Annotated in this window: 16 protein-coding genes; 3 read left to right on the top strand and 13 right to left on the bottom strand. The window is 63.1% G+C overall.

The genetic code is table 11. The features are described 5' to 3' along the window. Positions 1–66: 66 nt before the first annotated feature. From mgrA to NKK50_RS06405, 7 genes are all read right to left on the bottom strand, one after another. Entirely contained in the window at positions 67–1,113 is a 1,047-nt protein-coding gene (mgrA, locus tag NKK50_RS06435; RefSeq protein WP_023700130.1) for an L-glyceraldehyde 3-phosphate reductase, read from the bottom strand. A 57-nt stretch (positions 1,114–1,170) separates the two neighbouring features. Then, a complete protein-coding gene (locus tag NKK50_RS06430) occupies positions 1,171–2,313 on the bottom strand; it encodes a Gfo/Idh/MocA family protein (protein WP_023700131.1) in 1,143 nt (380 codons plus the stop codon). Positions 2,314–2,324: 11 nt separating this feature from the next. Further along, on the bottom strand, positions 2,325–3,071 hold the full coding sequence (locus tag NKK50_RS06425) for a sugar phosphate isomerase/epimerase family protein (protein ID WP_023669800.1): 747 nt from the start codon (positions 3,069–3,071) through the stop codon (positions 2,325–2,327). Between the two features lie 118 nt (positions 3,072–3,189). Continuing rightward, entirely contained in the window at positions 3,190–4,290 is a 1,101-nt protein-coding gene (locus NKK50_RS06420; protein ID WP_352543305.1) for an ABC transporter ATP-binding protein, read from the bottom strand. A 5-nt stretch (positions 4,291–4,295) separates the two neighbouring features. Beyond that, positions 4,296–5,231 (bottom strand): carbohydrate ABC transporter permease, encoded by a 936-nt coding sequence (locus NKK50_RS06415; protein ID WP_023669802.1) that lies wholly within the window; start codon positions 5,229–5,231, stop codon positions 4,296–4,298. Further along, entirely contained in the window at positions 5,224–6,117 is an 894-nt protein-coding gene (locus tag NKK50_RS06410) for a carbohydrate ABC transporter permease (protein ID WP_023683029.1), read from the bottom strand. Before NKK50_RS06410 ends, NKK50_RS06415 begins: the two co-directional genes overlap by 8 nt. 81 nt (positions 6,118–6,198) lie before the next feature. Further along, entirely contained in the window at positions 6,199–7,437 is a 1,239-nt protein-coding gene (locus NKK50_RS06405) for an ABC transporter substrate-binding protein (protein WP_023683028.1), read from the bottom strand. Positions 7,438–7,829: 392 nt separating this feature from the next. On the opposite strand from NKK50_RS06405, the gene NKK50_RS06400 reads away from it, so the two are divergent. Then, positions 7,830–8,873: a LacI family transcriptional regulator gene (locus NKK50_RS06400; protein ID WP_023824641.1), complete on the top strand. Its 1,044-nt coding sequence runs from the start codon at positions 7,830–7,832 to the stop codon at positions 8,871–8,873. Positions 8,874–8,906: 33 nt separating this feature from the next. Here NKK50_RS06400 and gnd read toward each other — a convergent pair whose 3' ends face one another. Beyond that, entirely contained in the window at positions 8,907–10,334 is a 1,428-nt protein-coding gene (gene gnd / locus NKK50_RS06395; RefSeq protein ID WP_031355663.1) for an NADP-dependent phosphogluconate dehydrogenase, read from the bottom strand. A gap of 206 nt (positions 10,335–10,540) precedes the next feature. On the opposite strand from gnd, the gene NKK50_RS06390 reads away from it, so the two are divergent. Continuing rightward, positions 10,541–10,978: a VOC family protein gene (locus NKK50_RS06390; RefSeq protein ID WP_023692002.1), complete on the top strand. Its 438-nt coding sequence runs from the start codon at positions 10,541–10,543 to the stop codon at positions 10,976–10,978. A 25-nt stretch (positions 10,979–11,003) separates the two neighbouring features. Here the strand turns inward: NKK50_RS06390 and NKK50_RS06385 are convergent, their stop codons facing one another. The 5 genes from NKK50_RS06385 to NKK50_RS06365 form a co-directional block, all read right to left on the bottom strand. Further along, positions 11,004–12,629, bottom strand: coding sequence for a copper resistance CopC/CopD family protein (locus NKK50_RS06385; protein ID WP_050589048.1), 1,626 nt, complete (start codon positions 12,627–12,629; stop codon positions 11,004–11,006). Between the two features lie 53 nt (positions 12,630–12,682). Next, complete coding sequence (locus NKK50_RS06380; RefSeq protein ID WP_023683022.1) at positions 12,683–13,201, bottom strand: YcnI family copper-binding membrane protein; 519 nt, start codon at positions 13,199–13,201, stop codon at positions 12,683–12,685. Positions 13,202–13,240: 39 nt separating this feature from the next. Then, entirely contained in the window at positions 13,241–13,780 is a 540-nt protein-coding gene (locus NKK50_RS06375) for a copper chaperone PCu(A)C (protein WP_023698175.1), read from the bottom strand. 105 nt (positions 13,781–13,885) lie between these two features. After that, a complete protein-coding gene (locus tag NKK50_RS06370; protein ID WP_023683020.1) occupies positions 13,886–14,242 on the bottom strand; it encodes a DUF2946 family protein in 357 nt (118 codons plus the stop codon). A gap of 214 nt (positions 14,243–14,456) precedes the next feature. Then, positions 14,457–15,359, bottom strand: a complete 903-nt coding sequence (locus tag NKK50_RS06365; RefSeq protein ID WP_023683019.1) for a GntR family transcriptional regulator — start codon at positions 15,357–15,359, stop codon at positions 14,457–14,459. Positions 15,360–15,616: 257 nt separating this feature from the next. On the opposite strand from NKK50_RS06365, the gene NKK50_RS06360 reads away from it, so the two are divergent. Then, a complete protein-coding gene (locus NKK50_RS06360) occupies positions 15,617–17,122 on the top strand; it encodes a UxaA family hydrolase (RefSeq protein WP_352543193.1) in 1,506 nt (501 codons plus the stop codon). Positions 17,123–17,143: the final 21 nt, after the last annotated feature.

Below are 17,143 nucleotides of genomic sequence, written 5' to 3'. Positions count from 1 at the left end.
TGATAAACGCAAAACGGCGGGATCTTTCCCGCCGTTTTGATTCATGTCCGGTGCCGGCTGTTCCGCTTACTTCCGCGGCGGGCCTTTGCGCTCGGCCGACGCCGCCCACAGATTGATGTCGGACTCGCGTGCGTAAGTGTCGATTTCGGCGAGCTCGGCATCGCTGAACTCGAGCACCTTGAGCGCGCCGACGCAGTCCTCGACCTGTTCGGGCCGGCTGGCGCCGATCAGCGCCGAGGTGACCCGGCCCTTGCGCAGCACCCAGGCCAGCGCCATCTGCGCCAGCGTCTGGCCACGCTTGCCGGCGATCGCGTTCAGCGCCTGGATGTTAGCGATGGTCTTTTCGTTGATGAAGGCGGGCCGCAGCGACTTGCCTTGGCTGGCGCGGCTACCCTCGGGGATGCCGCCGAGATATTTGTCGGTCAGCATGCCTTGCGCCAGCGGCGAGAACACGATCGATCCGACACCGAGCCCTTCCAGCGTATCGAGCAGTCCGTCCTCTTCGACCCAGCGGTTGAGCATCGAATAGCTCGGCTGATGGATGATGCAGGGCGTACCGAGCTGCTTCAATATGTCGGCCGCCTCGCGCGTGCGCTGCGAATTGTAGGACGAGATGCCGGCATAGAGCGCCTTGCCGGAACGCACCGCATGGTCGAGCGCGCCCATCGTTTCCTCAAGCGGCGTATCCGGATCGAAGCGGTGCGAATAGAAGATGTCGACATAGTCGAGCCCCATCCGCTTCAGGCTCTGGTCGAGGCTCGCCAGCACATATTTGCGGCTGCCCCATTCGCCATAAGGCCCTGCCCACATCTCATAGCCCGCCTTGGTCGAGATGATCAGCTCGTCCCGATAGCCGGCGAAGTCGGTGCGCAATATCTCGCCGAAGGCGATCTCGGCCGAGCCCGGCGGCGGACCGTAATTGTTGGCGAGATCGAAATGGGTGATGCCGAGATCGAAGGCCTTGCGCGCGATCGCCTGCTTGGTCTTGTGCGGCGTGTCGTTGCCGAAATTGTGCCACAGGCCGAGCGAGATCGCCGGCAGTTTCAGGCCGGATCCCCCACATCTGTTGTAGAGCATTTTCTCATAGCGGTGTTCAGCCGGCTGCCAGCGCATGGGTACAGATCCTGGATTGTATGGGTGTCGGCGCGAGGGCGGCGACACCCTTCGACCTCATTTCTGCTTCGCCAACAGTCCTTTTGCGTCCTTGACGCCGAGTGCAGCCGGCCGCTCGCAGCTGGTCTGCATGGCGACGAACTTGCCGGTCTCGCCCGACCGCAACAGGCCGGTCATGACGTCGACGGCATGCAGCGCGAGCTCCATCGAGCAACGATGCGGCCGGCCCTCGGCGATCGCCAGCGCCATGTCGGCAAGGCCTGCTGTGCGGTAGTTGGCCATCATGCCCTGGCCGTGCATTTCGTTGGGCACGCCGAACGGATGCTGCCATTTCGGCAGTTTCTTCACCGGTTTTGCCGCCTCGGTTATGCGCACGTCGCCACCGAAGAAATTCGGATCCGGCACGAACACCGTGCCCGTTTCGCCATAGAGTTCCATCGGCGCATGACCATGCGCCCAAACGTCCCAGCTGGTGTTGAGCGTGACCACGGCGCCGTTCTCGAACTCCAGCAGGCCGTGGATCGTCGTCGGCGTGTTGACCGGGATTTTTTCGCCCGCGCGCGGTTTCGACGAGATCGTGCGTTCCTTGGCAGGCGTCGTCGCGAAGGCCGCCACCTGCTTCACCGGCCCGATCAGCTGGATCAGGTTGGTGATATAGTAAGGCCCGATGTCGAGCACCGGCCCGGCGCCCGGCTGGAAGAAGAAATCGGGATTGGGGTGCCAGTGCTCCATGCCGTGGCCCATCACATGACAGGTGCCGCTGGTGATCTTGCCGAGCGCGCCGGTGTCGATGAGGTTGCGCACCAGCTGGTGCGCGCCGCCGAGGAAAGTGTCCGGAGCCGAACCGATGCGCAGCCCTTTCTTCTCGGCCCGGCTCTTGAGGTCGAGGCCTTCCTTGACCGACAGCACGAACGGCTTTTCCGAATAGACGTGCTTGCCGGCATCGAGGATCTGCTTCGACACCCCGTAGTGCACCGCCGGGATGGTGAGGTTGACGATGATGTCGATCTCGTCATCCTTGAGCAGTTCTTCGACGGTCTCGGCGCGCAGCTTGAACTCCTTCGCCCGTGCCTTCGCCGCGTCCATGTTGATGTCGGCGCAGGCGCGCATCTCGATGCCGCGAAACAGCGGCGCCAGCGAGAAATATGCTTTCGAGATGTTGCCGCAACCGATGACGCCGATACCCAGTTTCTTTGCCATGATGATTGTTCCTAGTAAGCCTTGACGGATGCGAGCGAGCGGCTGGCGAAGCGCTCGATGTCGTTGGGGTTGTCCTGTTCCATCACGTAATATTTGGCCGCGCTCTTCGCCCGAAGTGTCTTGATCAGGCCGGCCCAGTCGATGGTGCCGTGGCCGACATCCGCCCAGCCGTCCTCGTCAAGGCCTTCGCCTGACTTGGCCATGTCCTTGACATGGACGGCGCTGATGCGCTTGCCGTGCTTTTCGATCCACGGCAGCGGATCAACGCCGCCGCGGACTACCCAGGCGACGTCCATCTCCCAGCCGATGTCGGGCGCAGCCGACAGGATGTGATCCTGCGGCACCGAGCCGTCGGCGAGTGTCTTGAACTCGAAATCATGGTTGTGCCAGGCAAAGCCGTAGCCGGCTTTTTTTGCGGTCTCGCCGACCTTGGCCAGACGCTCGCCAAAGCCGCGCCAGCCGGCAGCGTCGGCCGGCCGCTGCTCGGCCAGCAGATAGGGACAGATAACGAGCGTGATGCCGAGTGCGTCGGCTGTTTTGCGTACGCCGTCGAAATCATTCTCCAGCGCATCGATCGAGAAATGTCCGGTCGGCATCGAAAGCCCGTTCTTGTCGAGTTCGGCGCGGAACGCCGTGGGGTCGTCATAGACGCCGCCGAAACCTTCGACTTCCTTGTAGCCGAGCTTGCCGAGCATTTTCAGGATGCCGTCCCACGGCTGGAAATTGCGGGCGCTGTAGAGTTGGAATGACCAGTTCATCGTCTCTGTCCGTTTCTTGGGTGGTTAAGGCTTGGGGATGTTTTCGGGGGATCGTTTTCGCGAGATCGTTTTAGGGGGATCGTTCTTGGGAGGATGGTTTGCGGATGATTCTAGAGGGTCACAGGCGATTGCCGGTCGCAGCGTCGAACAGCGAGGCGCGCGCCGGATCGAAACCGAACTGGATCGGATCGCCGCTGCGCAGCGTCCGTTCCGCTTCGACGCGGAAGGAGAAGTTGCGGCCGGCAAGCTTGGTCCACACCAGCGTGTCGGAACCCATCGGCTCAACGATCTCGACCGAACCGCCGGCGGAAAACGGCATCGACTTTGCAGCGTCACCGAAAGCGATGTGTTCAGGCCGGATGCCCAGCACGCAAGCGCCGGCCGGGCGCTCCGTGCCGTCAAAGGTATAGCGGTCGAGCGGCACCGAAACACCGTCGGTCCTGAACGCCGGAGCAGCACCGGCTTCCAGCTCCCCTTCGAGGAAATTCATCGCCGGCGAGCCGAGGAAGCCCGCGACAAAACGGTTGACCGGCCGGTTGTAGATCGTCTGCGGCGCGTCGAGCTGCTGGATGACGCCGCCGCGCATGACCGCGATACGGTCGGCCAGCGTCATCGCCTCGATCTGGTCGTGGGTGACGTAGATCATGGTGTTCTGCAGCTTGCGATGCAGAAGCTTGATTTCGACGCGCAGTTCCGAGCGCAGCTTGGCGTCGAGATTGGATAGTGGCTCGTCGAACAGGAAGACGTCGACGTCGCGCACCAGCGCCCGCCCGATCGCCACGCGCTGGCGTTGGCCGCCGGACAAGGCCGCGGGCTTGCGCTGCAAAAGCGGCTCGATCTGCAGGATCTCGGCGGCGCGGGCGATGCGCTTGGCGATCTCGTCCCTGGGCACGCCGGCAACGCGCAGGCCGAACGACAGGTTCTTCTCCACCGTCATTTGCGGATAAAGCGCATAGGACTGGAACACCATGCCGATGCCGCGATCCTTGGGCTCTTCCCAGGTGACGTTCTTGCCCTTGATGAAGATGCGGCCTTCGGAAATATCGAGCAGCCCGGCGATGCAGTTGAGCAAGGTCGACTTGCCGCAGCCCGAGGGACCGAGCAGCACGATGAACTCGCCCTCTGCGACCTCAAGATTGAGGGTCTGCAGCACCGATACAGAGCCGAAATTCAGGGACAGGTCCTGGATCGAAACGCTGGTGCCGTTGACTGCCGTCATCGCCATCACCCTTTCACCGCACCGGCGGCGATGCCGCGCACGAAAAGCTTGCCGGAAATGAAGTAGACGATGAGTGGCACAAGGCCGGTCAGGATGGTGGCGGCCATGTTGACGTTGTACTCCTTCACGCCTTGCACCGAATTGACGATGTTGTTGAGCTGCACCGTCATCGGATAGGTGTCGGGGCGGGTGTAGACGACGCCGAACAGGAAGTCGTTCCAGATGCCGGTCACCTGCAGGATGATGGCGACGACGAAGATCGGCAGCGACATCGGCGCCATGATCCGCAGGAAGATGCCCCAGAAGCCGGCGCCGTCGACCCGTGCCGCCCTGAACAGCTCTTCCGGCATCGAGGCAAAATAGTTGCGGAACAAAAGCGTGAGGATCGGCATGCCGAAGATGGAATGGACGATCACCAGGCCGCTGAGGCTGCCGTAGAGGCCGATCTCGCGCAGGATGATGACGATCGGATAGATCATCACCTGATAGGGGATGAAGGCGCCGACGATCAGGATGACGAAGAATGTGTCGGCGCCCTTGAAGCGCCAGTTGGCAAGCGCATAGCCGTTCACCGAGGCGATCGCGATCGACAGCAGCACCGACGGCACGGTGATGCGCACCGAATTCCAGAAGCCGCGCGAAAGCCCGTCGCAATTGAGGCCGGTGCAGGCGGTCGCCCACGCCTTCACCCACGGTTCGAACGTGATTTCGAGCGGCGGCGAGAAGATATTGCCCATCCGTATCTCGGGCATGCCCTTGAGCGAGGTTACGACCATCACGTAGAGCGGCAGCAGATAGTAGACCGCCACCACGATCAGCGTGCCATAGAGGAAGATATTGCGGCGCGAGAAGACATGCCGCGGCTTCGGCCCGCGCGGCCCGGAGGCTTCGCGCTCGGCGGCACCCGCGCTGGCGGGCAAAGGGACGGCCGGGTCAGCCACGCTTCCTGCCTCCAAATTCAAGGTAGGCCCACGGCACGACGACGATCACCACCGAGAGCAGCATCATGGTCGAGGCGGCAAAGCCCTGGCCAAGATTCTGTGCGAAGAACATGTAGTCATAGACATATTTGGCCGGCACTTCGGAGGCGATTCCGGGGCCGCCGCTGGTCTGGGCGACAACGAGGTCGTAGACCTTGACGATGCCCGACGCGATGATGACCAGCGTGGTGATGAAAACCGGCCGCATCATCGGGATGACGATGAACAGATAGGTCTTCCACATCGGGATCCCGTCTACCCGCGCTGCCTTCCAGATGTCCTCGTCGATGCCGCGCAGGCCGGCCAGCATCAGGCACATGATGAGCCCGGTGCCTTGCCACAGCGCCGCAATCGAAATGCCGTAGATGACGATGCTGGAATTGTAGAGCGGGTCGAAGTTGAAGCTCGTCCAGCCGAGGTCCCGCACCACATGCTGGATGCCGAAATCCGGATTGAGCAGCCACTGCCAGACCAGGCCGGTGACGATGAAGGAAAGCGCGAACGGATAGAGGAAGATGGTGCGGAACGTGTCCTCGAAACGGATCTTCTGGTCGAGAAGCGCTGCAAGCAGGAAGCCGATGACCAGTGAGAACACCAGCGAGATCGCGCCGTAGATCAAAAGGTTCTCGATCGAGATCAGCCAGCGCGGCGTCGCCCACAGCCGGTAATACTGGTCGAGCCCGGCGAAATTCAGCCGTGGCAGCAGCTTCGAATTGGTAAAGGAATAGAACACCGTCCAGACGGTGCCGCCGACGAAAACCACCGACGCGGTGAGGATCATCGGGATCGAGGCGACCTTCGCATTGATGTTGCGGAACAGCGGGTTGGGGCGTTCGCTCTTGCTCATCTCGTCAGCCGGCTGGGTAAGGGCGGTGCGATCCCGGCCCTGCTTTCGCAAGGCCGGGAGCGAGGTGTATTGCCTCCAACGTCAGTCTGCCGAAGCGATGAGGTCGGCGAAGCGCTTCTGCGCGTCTTCGATGGTCAGGTCCGGCTTGGCGAAGAATTCGGCGAAGAGATCTTCCTTCTGCTTCTGGGTATCCTGCGAAAGCAGTTGGTCCGTCCACGGGATGACGGCGCCCTTGGCGAGGATGGCCAGACCCTTCTTCATGCAGTCGTTCGCCGCATTGAGATCGACGTCACCGCGCACCGGCAGCGAGCCCTTCTTGAGATTGAAGGCGACCTGAGTCTTAGGGTCGAGCAGCGTCTCTGCCAACACCTCCTGCGCCTTGGACTTGTCGGCATCCTTGAGCAGCGGGAAATAGAAGGCGTCGCCGCCGGTGGCGATAACTTCGTTCAGACCGAGGCCCGGCAGGCAGGCATAGTCCTTGCCGGCGACCTTGCCGGCAACCTGGAACTCGCCTTGCGCCCAGTCACCCATGATCTGGCCGCCGGCCTTGCCGGTGATGACCAGATTGGTCGCCTGGTTCCAGTCCTGCACATTGGTGTTCTTCGCCATCTTGCGGGCATCGTCGGCGGCCTTGAAGACCTTGGCGATCTCGGGCCCAGCGGCGAACTTGGCGTCCTTGTCCTTGTAGACCTTGAGGAATGCATCGGTGCCGCCGACCGCCGCCAGCAGCACATCGAAGGCGCCGGAAGATTGCCAGGCCTGTCCGCCGACAGCGAGCGGGATGATGCCCGCCTTTTCCAGGGCGGGCGCTGCCGCCACGAATTCATTCCAGTCCTTCGGCAGCGGCACGCCGGCCTTCTCGAAGGCTTCGTTCGACAGCCACAACCACTGCCAGGAGTGGATATTGACCGGCACGCAATAGATCTTGCCGTCGATGGTGCAGCTGTCGAGCAGGCTCTTCGGCCGCACGATTTCCGTCCACTTGCCCTTGGTGGCGACATCGGTGAGGTCGCGCATCAGGCCGGCCTGCACCAGTTCTTCGGCCTGCCGGCCGTGATTGAACTGGGTGGCGCCCATCGGATCGCCGCCGGTGATGCGGCTGATCATGATCGGCCGTGCCGTGCCGCCGGATCCGGCAATGGCGCCATCGACCCAGTGATTGCCGGTGGCGTCGAAGGCCTTGGCGAATTCCGCAACCGCCGCTGCCTCGCCGCCCGACGTCCACCAATGGGTGACTTCCAGGTCGGTGGCGGCCGCCGGGCCGGCAAGCTGAAGCGCGGCCGTCGCGGCAAGGGCAGCGGTCAAAAGTCTATAGCGCATTTCGGTTCCTCCCAGAATCTGAAACGTTACAGATTTTCGATACGGCAATTATGCGGTGCGTGCAACCCCTGAGATAAACGCGCTCGAATGTTTTTTCGAGGCGCGAACAAATTCGTTGCGTGCAAACCGGCAAACTCCGCGCAAAACCGGGTGCTGCGCTGCAAAATCATGCTGCAGCGCAAGAAAACCGTCTCGAACCTGATGGTCGCGCAACGTTTCTGGCCGCCAAAACTCTGCCAAAACCATGGCTTGAGAGGCCCACGCGCTGCGATGTTGGAAATCTGTAACGTTTCAGTATATTGAGGCCTGACTGCGAAGAACCGTGCCACATCGTCATCGAAGCGATTGTCGGCTGGTCCGGCGGCTGCTATGCGCCTGACGGGGCGGGACGAATGGACAGGGACCAGACGGACAAGGACGACGAGGCGTCGGCGCATGAGCGGCCGACGCTGAAGACGCTTGCCTTCATGACCGGGCTCGGCGTCACCACCGTCTCGCGCGCGCTCAAGGATGCACCCGAGATCGGCGCCGAGACCAGGCGGCGGGTTCAACTCGTCGCGAGGCAGATCGGCTACCGGCCGAACCGCGCCGGCGTGCGCCTGCGGACCGGCAAGACCAATGTTATCAGCCTCGTGCTCAATACCGAGCGCGAGATCATGAGCTTTGTCTCGGACATCATCTACGGCGTCTCGGAGGTCATTGCCGACACACCCTATCACCTGATCGTCACGCCCTACTCGCGCTCGCAGGATCCGCTGGACCCGGTAAAATATCTGGTCGAGTCCGGCTCGGCCGATGGCGTCATCATCTCACGCACGCAGCCCAACGATCCGCGCGCCCGCTACATGCTGGAGCGCGGCATACCCTTTGCCACGCATGGCCGCACCGACATGGGGCTTGTCCACCCCTATCACGACTTCGACAATTACGCCTTCGCCGCCGAAGCGGTGCGCCATCTGGCCGGCGTCGGCCGGCGCCGGCTGGCGCTGGTAGCGCCGCCGGTCGGGCTCACCTATTACGACCACACGGTCAATGGCTTTGCCGACGCACTGAGCGAGGTCGACGCCAGCGAAGTGCCGTTCAACGCCGTTTCGATCGACCAGTCGATCGATCAGATCAGGACGCGGACCGCGCAGTTGATGCGCCGCGACGTCAGGCCGGACGGTTTCGTCAGCAGCGCCGCCGCAGCGACGCTGGCAATCGTCGCCGGCATCGAGGATGCCGGCCTGAAACTCGGCCGCGACGTCGATGTCGTGTCCAAGCAATCGTCGGAACTGCTGCATCTGTTCCGCCGGGAGTTGCTGATCGTCAACGAAGACTTCCGCCTCGCCGGCACCGAGCTTGCCCGCGCCGTGCTGGGCTGGATAGGCGGCGCGGCACCTGGCTCTTTGCAGACTGTGGTCAAGCCAGGCGACGTCGTCGCGTATCAGGGCTGACTGGCACGACCGGAGAGGCCGCCTCACCTGACCCTAGCCGGCAGCGCCGCTGCCCCATGGGCCATGGAAAGCCCCCTGCTCGCCGATGCGCTCGAAACCATGCGCGCCGAAGAAATCGCGCTGCGCCTGGATCAGGTTCGAGGTGCCGCGGCCCTGGCGGTAGCTGTCGAAATAGGCAAGCGCCGACGCCAGCGCCGGCACGGGCGAACCGGCCTCCGACGCTCTTGCGACGATGCGCCGGAGCGACGGATGCGCCTCCTGCATCATGGTGGTGAAAGCCGGCGCCATCAAAAGGTTGGTGGACGCGCCGCCCGAGCCGAAGGCTTCCGCCATGGTGTCGAGCATCTGCGAGCGGATGATACAGCCGGCACGCCAGATCTTGGCGATGGTCGGCATCGGCAAGTTCCAGTTGAACTCCTTCGAGGCGGCGCTCATCACCGCGAAACCTTGTGCATAGGCGGCGATCTTGCCGGCGAGCAGCGCCAGCTCCAGGTCTTTCAGAAGTGCCGCCTTGTCGCCGGAGATCTTGGTGACGCCGATATTGCCATAGGCTTTTTCGGCCGCCTGCCGCTCATCCTTGATCGAGGACAGCACGCGGGCCGCCACCGCCGCCTCGATGGCCGTCGCCGGAATGCCGAGCTGCTGCGCCTCGATGACAGACCATTTGCCGGTGCCCTTCTGGCCGGCACGGTCGAGGATGATGTCGACCACCGGCTTGCCGGTCTTTGCATCGTCAGCGGCCAGCACCTTGGCGGTGATCTCGATCAGATACGAATCGAGCCGGCCCTTGTTCCAGTCCTCGAAGACCTTGCCGATCTCCTTCGGCCCCATGCCGAGACCGTCACGCAGGATACCGTAGATCTCGGCGATCATCTGCATGTCGGCATATTCGATGCCGTTGTGGATGGTTTTCACGAAATGCCCGGCGCCGTCTGTGCCGAGCCAGGCAGCGCACGGTTCATCCTTGAACTTGGCCGAGATCGCGGTCACCACGCGTTCGACGCGCTTCCAAGAGTCTTCGGTGCCGCCGACCATGATCGACGGCCCGTGGCGCGCGCCTTCCTCGCCGCCGGATACGCCCATGCCGATGAAGGTGAGACCCGAGCCCGACAGTTCCGAAAAGCGCCGCATCGTATCGCGGAAATTGGCGTTGCCGGCATCGATGACGATATCGTTGTCAGACAACACGCCGCGCAGCGCTTCGATCTGTTCGTCGACCGGCTTGCCGGCCAGCACCATGATGATGACCGGGCGCGGCGGCTTGATCGCAGCTGCCAGTTCCTCCAGGCTGTAGCAGGGCACCACCATGTCCCTGAGCGAACCGGCGCCTTCGAGGAAGGCATCGGTGCGCGCCTTGGTGCGGTTGAAGACGGCGATGCGGTGCCCGTGCTCGGCAATGTTGAGCGCGAGGTTGGAGCCCATTGTGCCAAGGCCGATCAGACCGATTTCGGCTTTTTCCATCGTTTCTTCCCTGCTTTCGGATTTTGTTGAGGCCGCGTTTTTCGGGATGCCCATTTTTCGGCGAGATGATTGACGAGCCTTTCGCGCCACGTCAACCGCCTCGCCGAATTGTGTTGCGTCTGCGTTGTGTCAGACCGAGTCAGGAAGGGTCAGTTGGTGACCGGGCGACGCCTTGCCGATCGAACATATGACGTTAGGTTGAACTTATGGCAGTCAAACGGATGGACAATGTCGGAATCGTCGTCGATGACCTCGACGAGACGATTGCCTTCTTTCGCGAGCTCGGCCTCGAACTGGAAGGGCGGGCGACGATCGAAGGCGAGTGGGCCGGACGTGTCACCGGGCTCGGCGATCAGCACGTCGAGATTGCCATGATGCGCACACCGGATGGCCATAGCCGGCTCGAGCTCTCCCGCTTCCTCACGCCGACGGTCGTCGCCGATCACCGCAACGCCCCGGTCAATGCCCTGGGCTACCTGCGCGTCATGTTTACCGTGGACGACATCGACGACACGCTTGAAAGGCTCCGCAAGCGTGGCGCGCAGCTGGCCGGTGAAGTCGTCCGTTACCAGGACGTGTATCGGCTCTGCTACATCCGCGGGCCGGAAGGGCATCTCATCGGGTTAGCCCAGGAACTCGGCTGAGCGCCCTTCGTAGGCGGGCTGAATATCACTCGGCGCGGATATCGATCGGCGCTTCGATCTTTACCACTTCGAAATCCGAAACCAGAATATCGAGCCGCGCCGTCCAGCGGCCTGGAATCGGAATGACGAGATTATCGACGCGCCAGGTGCCGTCGCCTGGCTTGGTCGTCGGACGCTTGATCGGCTCGATCCCCGAATCGGGCTTGGACAGCACCAGCGTCACTTCCTTGGCGTCGAGCGGGCCGAAATCGCCATCCATGATGACGATGGAGGCGGTGACCTCCCCGGTATGGCCGGGCGTGATGTCGATGTCGGCCATCGCCTTCATAGTGTGGATATGGGCCGACGTCGGTTGTGCCGCGGCGATTGCCAGGGCCCGTGGCGGCGGCGTGAAGCGCCAGCCGGCGGCAACGCCGAAGATCAGGAGCACGATCAGCATTTCGACTGAGATCGAGCGGCTAAGCCGTCGCCGCACTTCCGTCGCTCCGGCCTCGGCCAAGGCGGTGAGCCGCCATCGATTGACCGCCGCCAGCGTGAACAGAAACACCAGCAGCGCCAGCTTGATCAGCAGCAGCCGGCCATAGGCGGTGTTGACCAGTGCCGCCGGTGTCTGCACCTGGATGATGGCGAGCACCACACCGGCGGCGGCAAGCACTACCACCACGGGCATGATCGCGCGCGAAAACCGCCGCAGGAACGCCCCGGCTTCCACCGATTGGCTGCTCAACGCCAGGCCGAGCGGCAGCAATGCTCCAGCCCAGAAAGCGATGCCGGCGCCATGCAGGAACACCATAGGCCGCGTCAGCCATTGCGGTTCGGCTGCACTGGCATGGCCGCTGGCGGCAAGGGCTGCACCCACACCGGCCAGCCCGGCGAGCGCCAACGGCCTGGCGCCAGCACGCGATCCGACCAACGACAGCAGGCCAAGCCCGAGCGCCGCCAGCGAAATCAGCACCGTCCAGCCGAAGCTGGTGCCAAGCGCCGTCCGCCAGACCACCGGTTGCGCCAGCCGGGCGAGTGGCGCGCCCAGCGCGTCCAGCCCCTGGAACCCGAGCGACAGGGGTGCTGCGACCAGCCCGCACAGGATGGCGGCAATGACGAAGCGCTGGCCTGAGCGCTGGCCTTGCGCCAGCCATGTCAGCGCGAAGGCGCCGCCAATGCCGAGGAAAAGCCCGATGTAGAGAAGAACCTTGCCGGTCCAGATCGCTGACCGCAAATCTATATCGACAGCTTCCCCCACCGCCGGCGCCGCACTTGGCGCGCCAACGGAAAACAGCACCGAGCCGCCGACCGGATGGCCATCGGCGGAAATCACCCGCCAGCTCAAGACATGGGTGCCCGGCCCGAGCTTTTGTGGATTGTCGATCTCAACCGTTTGGTCGCTCAACCGAAACGAGGTCAAAGCGACAGGCGTACCGTCGGGCCGCACCAAGGTCAGCACCAGCGGCGACACAGGCTCGCTGAAGGTCAGCGAAAATTGCGTCGGCGCTCGCTCCAGAACCGCGCCGTCGGCAGGCTCGGCCTTGATCAGCGCCGCATGGGCAAAGGCCTGGTTTGGCGTGGCAAGGACGGCAAGCAGCAGGATCGCGGCCAGCAGGCCGAAGCACCTGCCGGCTGTCCGTTCCATCCGCTGGAAACAGGCCACGTTCATGCCATCCACCAAAACAGTGGCGCGCCGCTTCGAAGCAGCGCGCCGCCAATGCATCATTTCTTCGGCAGCAGGTTGAGGCCGGGCGCCGGATCTTCCAGCGCATCCTCATCCTGACCAGCCGCCGGAATCTCTATCCAACGCGTGGTGGCGCCATCGCATTCCTGCACCACCGGAAAATAGAGTTTTTGCCCGGCCGGCAGATCGGCGGCCAACGTGCCGCGGAAGACGAACTCGTCATAAAATTCATCCGGCAGGCTGCCGCCGCTCCAGTCGACTTCCTTGACGCCCGAGGTCACCGCCTCGCCATAGAGCTGGTAGGATTTCTCGTACTTGCCTTTCTTGACCTGCAGCGTCCAGCCGGGCTTGGGCATCGGCTTCACCCCGATCACCCCTTCCGGGATCTGCACGCGCACGGCAATCGTCGCCTTGCCTTCGCAGCCATGCGGCACGCGCAGCACGGCCTTGTAGGTCGAACCGACCGGCGCTTCCTGGGTTTCGAGCGTGATATGGCCGAAGGCAGCGCTCGTCCCCAGGACAAGAAATGCAGCGGCCGGCAAAAGATACTTGTTCATGATGGTCCCTCTCGAAAAATCGGTTGGCAAATTGATTGGTCAGTCGTTGTCTTCGAGGGGTGGCGCGCTGCCTATGGCTTGCACGGCAAACTCGACGGTCACGGTTCCGGCCTTCTCGAAAGTCAGCGTGGCGGCAAACATCTGGCCTTCTTTAGGCGGCTGCTTCAAATCCATGAACATCACGTGGTAGGCGCCGGGACCCAGCGTGATCTTGCCGCCCGCCGGGATATCCAGGCCGCCACTGACCGGGCGCATGGTCATGACGCCGTCTTTGACTCCCATTTCATGCAGTTCGGCCTTGCCCGAAATATCGGAGGCAATCGACAGCAGCCGGTCCGGCGCGCTGCCCTTGTTGACGATGGTGAAATAGCCGCCGGCAACCTTGGCGCCGGCCGGCGTGGCGCGCGACCAGGGATGCTTGATCTCGATGTCACCGGCCTTGAATTCATGCGCAAGGACGGAATGGGAGCCGACGAACAACAGTGCAAAGGCGAACAGGGCGCTGCCGAGACGCTGCTCGATAGTGCTGAATAAACGGGTGCTGCGGTGCAACGCGCCGGCACGAAGAAAACGGAACATGGGTAGGCTCCATGAATATAAGGTCGCGCCGTTTGTCGGGCTGCGAACGTGTTTGTCATTGGATGATTATCGCCTGCGCAGGTTACGCAAAGCGAGCGGCGGTTTTCAGCCCGCAAGCGGCGGCGCGCGCGGATTGGCCGGAGAGCGCTCGCGCGTGACGTCGGGATGCCTGACTGCCGGCGGGGCAAAAGCGACTGTTTCCAAGTACTGGCTGACCGGCGCCAGGCCGACGCCTGCCGGCGGCGCATAGGCGACGGAGGCCATGCTGCAGCCGAGCATGCAGCACGCCGGCATATGCTGCTGGTGCGGATCGCCGCCGGGAAGCTGGACCGCCCCCTCATGTGTACAGATGACGTTGCCGAAAACGTCGAGTTGCGAGGCATCCGGCGCAATGCCGAAGGCAAACACGCCGAGCGTCGACTGGAGCAGCAGCACACAGGCCGCGACAAAGGCGGCCGTCATGCTCCATCTCTTACGCCGGAAGTCCAAAGACCTGCCTCTTCACGCAGCAACGCTTGGATATCTAGCACGCGGCATGTCGGCGGAAAATCGCCAAATCATCGCTGCGGCAACGCGGCGCGTTCAATCCATGTCGCCAAAAAGTGCGCTGCGGTTTGGGATAACGACATGCATAGGCAAAGATCTTGTGCGCATAACCTCCCTTCGGACGTCGCGCTCAGGAAGCCGGGCGGCCGCCGATTTCCGGAATCGACGTCAACAGCGTGTGGCGTGCCGACTTCAGATGCTTGCGGCAGGCGGCGTCGACCTTGCCGAGATCGCGCGATTTCAGCGCCGCGATGTAGGCGAGATGCTCGCTCACCGCGACTTCGTTGCGCTCGCGCTCTTGCGCCTTGTTCCACTGGTAGTGGTAGTGAAAGATCATGGCGATGACGTCGTAGAAATCGACGATGAAGCGGTTGTGCGACGCCCGGTGGATCAGCCGGTGGAAGCGCTCGTCTAGCTCAGAGAATTCGTTGAAGCGGACGGCGATTTCGCTGGCCAGAAGCCGGTGCTCGTCTTCCAGCCGGTCGAGATCCGCCCAGACCGGACTGTCCCCAGGCAAGGCGGCAAAGGCCGCCGCCGAGCGTATCTCGAACATCTCGCGGATTTCAGTGAGTTCGAGCGCGAAGGCTCGCGTAAATCCTTTCAGCACCCAGTGGCTGTTGCGCCGCTTCTCGATCAGGCCGAATCGGGAGAAGCGGATGAGGAACTCTCGCACGCTGGTGGTGCCGACGCCGATCTCGCGCGCCAGTTCGAGCTCGTTGATCTGCATGCCGGCCTCGGCGCCGCCGGCCAGCAACCTGCGCATAAACGACCGCTCGATGATCTGGGCCAGTGTGTCTGTCTCCTCCTCGGGGAAGAAATCATCCGGCTTCGGCGTCCTGAGCACTGTCTTGCTGCGTTTGTTCCACGCGATCAGCCCGGTCTCTTCCATGCGCGCCAGAATGGTGCGCACGGTGGTACGGCTGACGCCAAGCAAAGTGCCCAGCTCCGGCTCCGACGGCAGGCTCTGCGTCTCATCGAGCAGCCGCAGACCCCTGTTGTAAGCGTCCTTGTAGACGTTGTTGCTCTTCGACATCCCTGCCCCGTTGCGCGCCGGCGCTTGCTGTGGCTGGCTTGAAGCGCGATATCACATATGTCCTGGCGCTCACCCGGCAAAGCAAAACGCTCTGCGTGTCAGACGCCGCTCCCCACAAGCCAAGCGTCCATCGGACGCATGGTCTCCTCCTGAAAAAACAATTGACGCACAAATGTTTTTTCACGATAAAAGACATTATATGTAAACAGACGCGTGTCAATCCGCGCATCCCCAGGAACAGACCCAGGAAACTGCCCGTGAACGCCTCGAACAGCATTCTTCTGTCCCCCGCCGACAATGTCGCGGTCGCCAATGGCCGCATCGAGATCGGCACCCCTCTGCCCGGCGGCGCCGTCGCCACGGCCTTGATCGAGCCCGGCCACAAGGTGGCGATCAAGCCTATCGCCGCCGGCGAGGCGGTGGTCAAGTATGCCCAGGCCATCGGCCGCGCCACCCAGGACATCGCGCCCGGCGACCACGTCCATTCGCACAATCTGGTTTTTGAATCCGGCCGCCTGCCGGTGGTGCCGCCGAGCGAGGCCGAGCACGCCACCGAAGCTGACCGCGCCCGGACATTCATGGGCTATCGTCGCGCCGATGGCCGTGCCGGCACCCGCAACTTCATCGGCATCATCGCCAGCGTCAATTGCTCGGCCACCGTCTGCCACTCCATCGCCGACGAGGCCAACCGCGTGCTGCTGCCGAAATATCCGGGGATCGACGGCTTCGTCCCGATCGTCCATGGCCAGGGCTGCGGCATGAGCGGCACCGGCGACGGCATGATGGTGCTGCACCGCACGCTCGCCGGCTACACCCGCCACCCGAATTTCGGCGGCGCGCTGATGGTCGGCCTCGGCTGCGAGGTCAACCAGCTTACCCTTTACGGCCAGAAAGGTGCGGCGGCGGGAAAACGCCATTTCAACATCCAGGACGCCGGCGGTTCGCGCAAATCGGTCGAAAAGGCGATGGGCGTGCTCGCCGAAATCGCCGAGGAAGTCGGCCAGTATCAGCGCGAGCCGATCCCGGTCTCGGAGATCGTCGTCGGCCTGCAATGCGGCGGTTCCGACGGCATGTCGGGCATCACCGCCAATCCCGCGCTGGGAGCGGCGGTCGACATCCTGGCCGGCGTCGGCGGCATCGGCATCCTGTCGGAGACGACGGAGATCTATGGCGCCGAACATCTGCTCGCCTATCGCGCGGCAACGCCGGAGATCGCCAAGAAGCTCGACGGTTTCGTCAAATGGTGGGAGGACCATGTCGCCAAGCACGGCGCCTCGATCGACAACAACCCCTCGCCCGGCAACAAGCGCGGTGGCCTGACCACCATCCTGGAAAAGTCGCTGGGCGCCGTGGCCAAAGGCGGCCAGACTCCGCTCAACGGCGTCTTCGGTTATGCCGAAAAGGTCACCGGCAGTGGCTTGGTGTTCATGGACACGCCCGGTTACGACCCGGTCTCGGCGACCGGTCAGGTGGCGGGCGGCGCCAACATCATCGTCTTCACCACCGGCCGCGGCTCCTGCTTCGGCTGCCGGCCCACGCCGTCGATCAAGGTCGCCACCAACTCGACCATGTACCACCAGATGGAAGAGGACATGGACGTCAATTGCGGCGTCATCGCTTCGGGTGAGAAGACCATCGCCGGCATGGGCCGGGAACTCTTCGAACTCATCGTCGAGACGGCATCGGGCCGCAAGACCAAGAGCGAGGCGTTCGGCTACGGCGACAACGAGTTCGTGCCGTGGCACCTCGGCGCGACGCTCTAACCACCGACGAAAAAAGCGGGC

Origin of the sequence: Mesorhizobium sp. M0001, assembly GCF_040324255.1 — a bacterium.
GTDB lineage: Bacteria > Pseudomonadota > Alphaproteobacteria > Rhizobiales > Rhizobiaceae > Mesorhizobium.
The sequence above is the reverse complement of the archived record's forward strand: the minus strand, read 5'-3'. Positions and strand labels throughout refer to the sequence as shown.

What these genes read in the sequence shown, in the direction of transcription:
- NKK50_RS06420 (WP_352543305.1), bottom strand. Translation starts at nt 4,290, where the DNA reads ATGACGGCAGTCAACGGCACCAGCGTTTCGATCCAGGACCTGTCCCTG.
- gnd (WP_031355663.1), bottom strand. Translation starts at nt 10,334, where the DNA reads ATGGAAAAAGCCGAAATCGGTCTGATCGGCCTTGGCACAATGGGCTCC.
- NKK50_RS06405 (WP_023683028.1), bottom strand. Translation starts at nt 7,437, where the DNA reads ATGCGCTATAGACTTTTGACCGCTGCCCTTGCCGCGACGGCCGCGCTT.
- NKK50_RS06375 (WP_023698175.1), bottom strand. Translation starts at nt 13,780, where the DNA reads ATGTTCCGTTTTCTTCGTGCCGGCGCGTTGCACCGCAGCACCCGTTTA.
- NKK50_RS06370 (WP_023683020.1), bottom strand. Translation starts at nt 14,242, where the DNA reads ATGACGGCCGCCTTTGTCGCGGCCTGTGTGCTGCTGCTCCAGTCGACG.
- NKK50_RS06425 (WP_023669800.1), bottom strand. Translation starts at nt 3,071, where the DNA reads ATGAACTGGTCATTCCAACTCTACAGCGCCCGCAATTTCCAGCCGTGG.
- NKK50_RS06380 (WP_023683022.1), bottom strand. Translation starts at nt 13,201, where the DNA reads ATGAACAAGTATCTTTTGCCGGCCGCTGCATTTCTTGTCCTGGGGACG.
- NKK50_RS06410 (WP_023683029.1), bottom strand. Translation starts at nt 6,117, where the DNA reads ATGAGCAAGAGCGAACGCCCCAACCCGCTGTTCCGCAACATCAATGCG.
- NKK50_RS06400 (WP_023824641.1), top strand. Translation starts at nt 7,830, where the DNA reads ATGGACAGGGACCAGACGGACAAGGACGACGAGGCGTCGGCGCATGAG.
- NKK50_RS06365 (WP_023683019.1), bottom strand. Translation starts at nt 15,359, where the DNA reads ATGTCGAAGAGCAACAACGTCTACAAGGACGCTTACAACAGGGGTCTG.
- mgrA (WP_023700130.1), bottom strand. Translation starts at nt 1,113, where the DNA reads ATGCGCTGGCAGCCGGCTGAACACCGCTATGAGAAAATGCTCTACAAC.
- NKK50_RS06390 (WP_023692002.1), top strand. Translation starts at nt 10,541, where the DNA reads ATGGCAGTCAAACGGATGGACAATGTCGGAATCGTCGTCGATGACCTC.
- NKK50_RS06430 (WP_023700131.1), bottom strand. Translation starts at nt 2,313, where the DNA reads ATGGCAAAGAAACTGGGTATCGGCGTCATCGGTTGCGGCAACATCTCG.
- NKK50_RS06385 (WP_050589048.1), bottom strand. Translation starts at nt 12,629, where the DNA reads ATGAACGTGGCCTGTTTCCAGCGGATGGAACGGACAGCCGGCAGGTGC.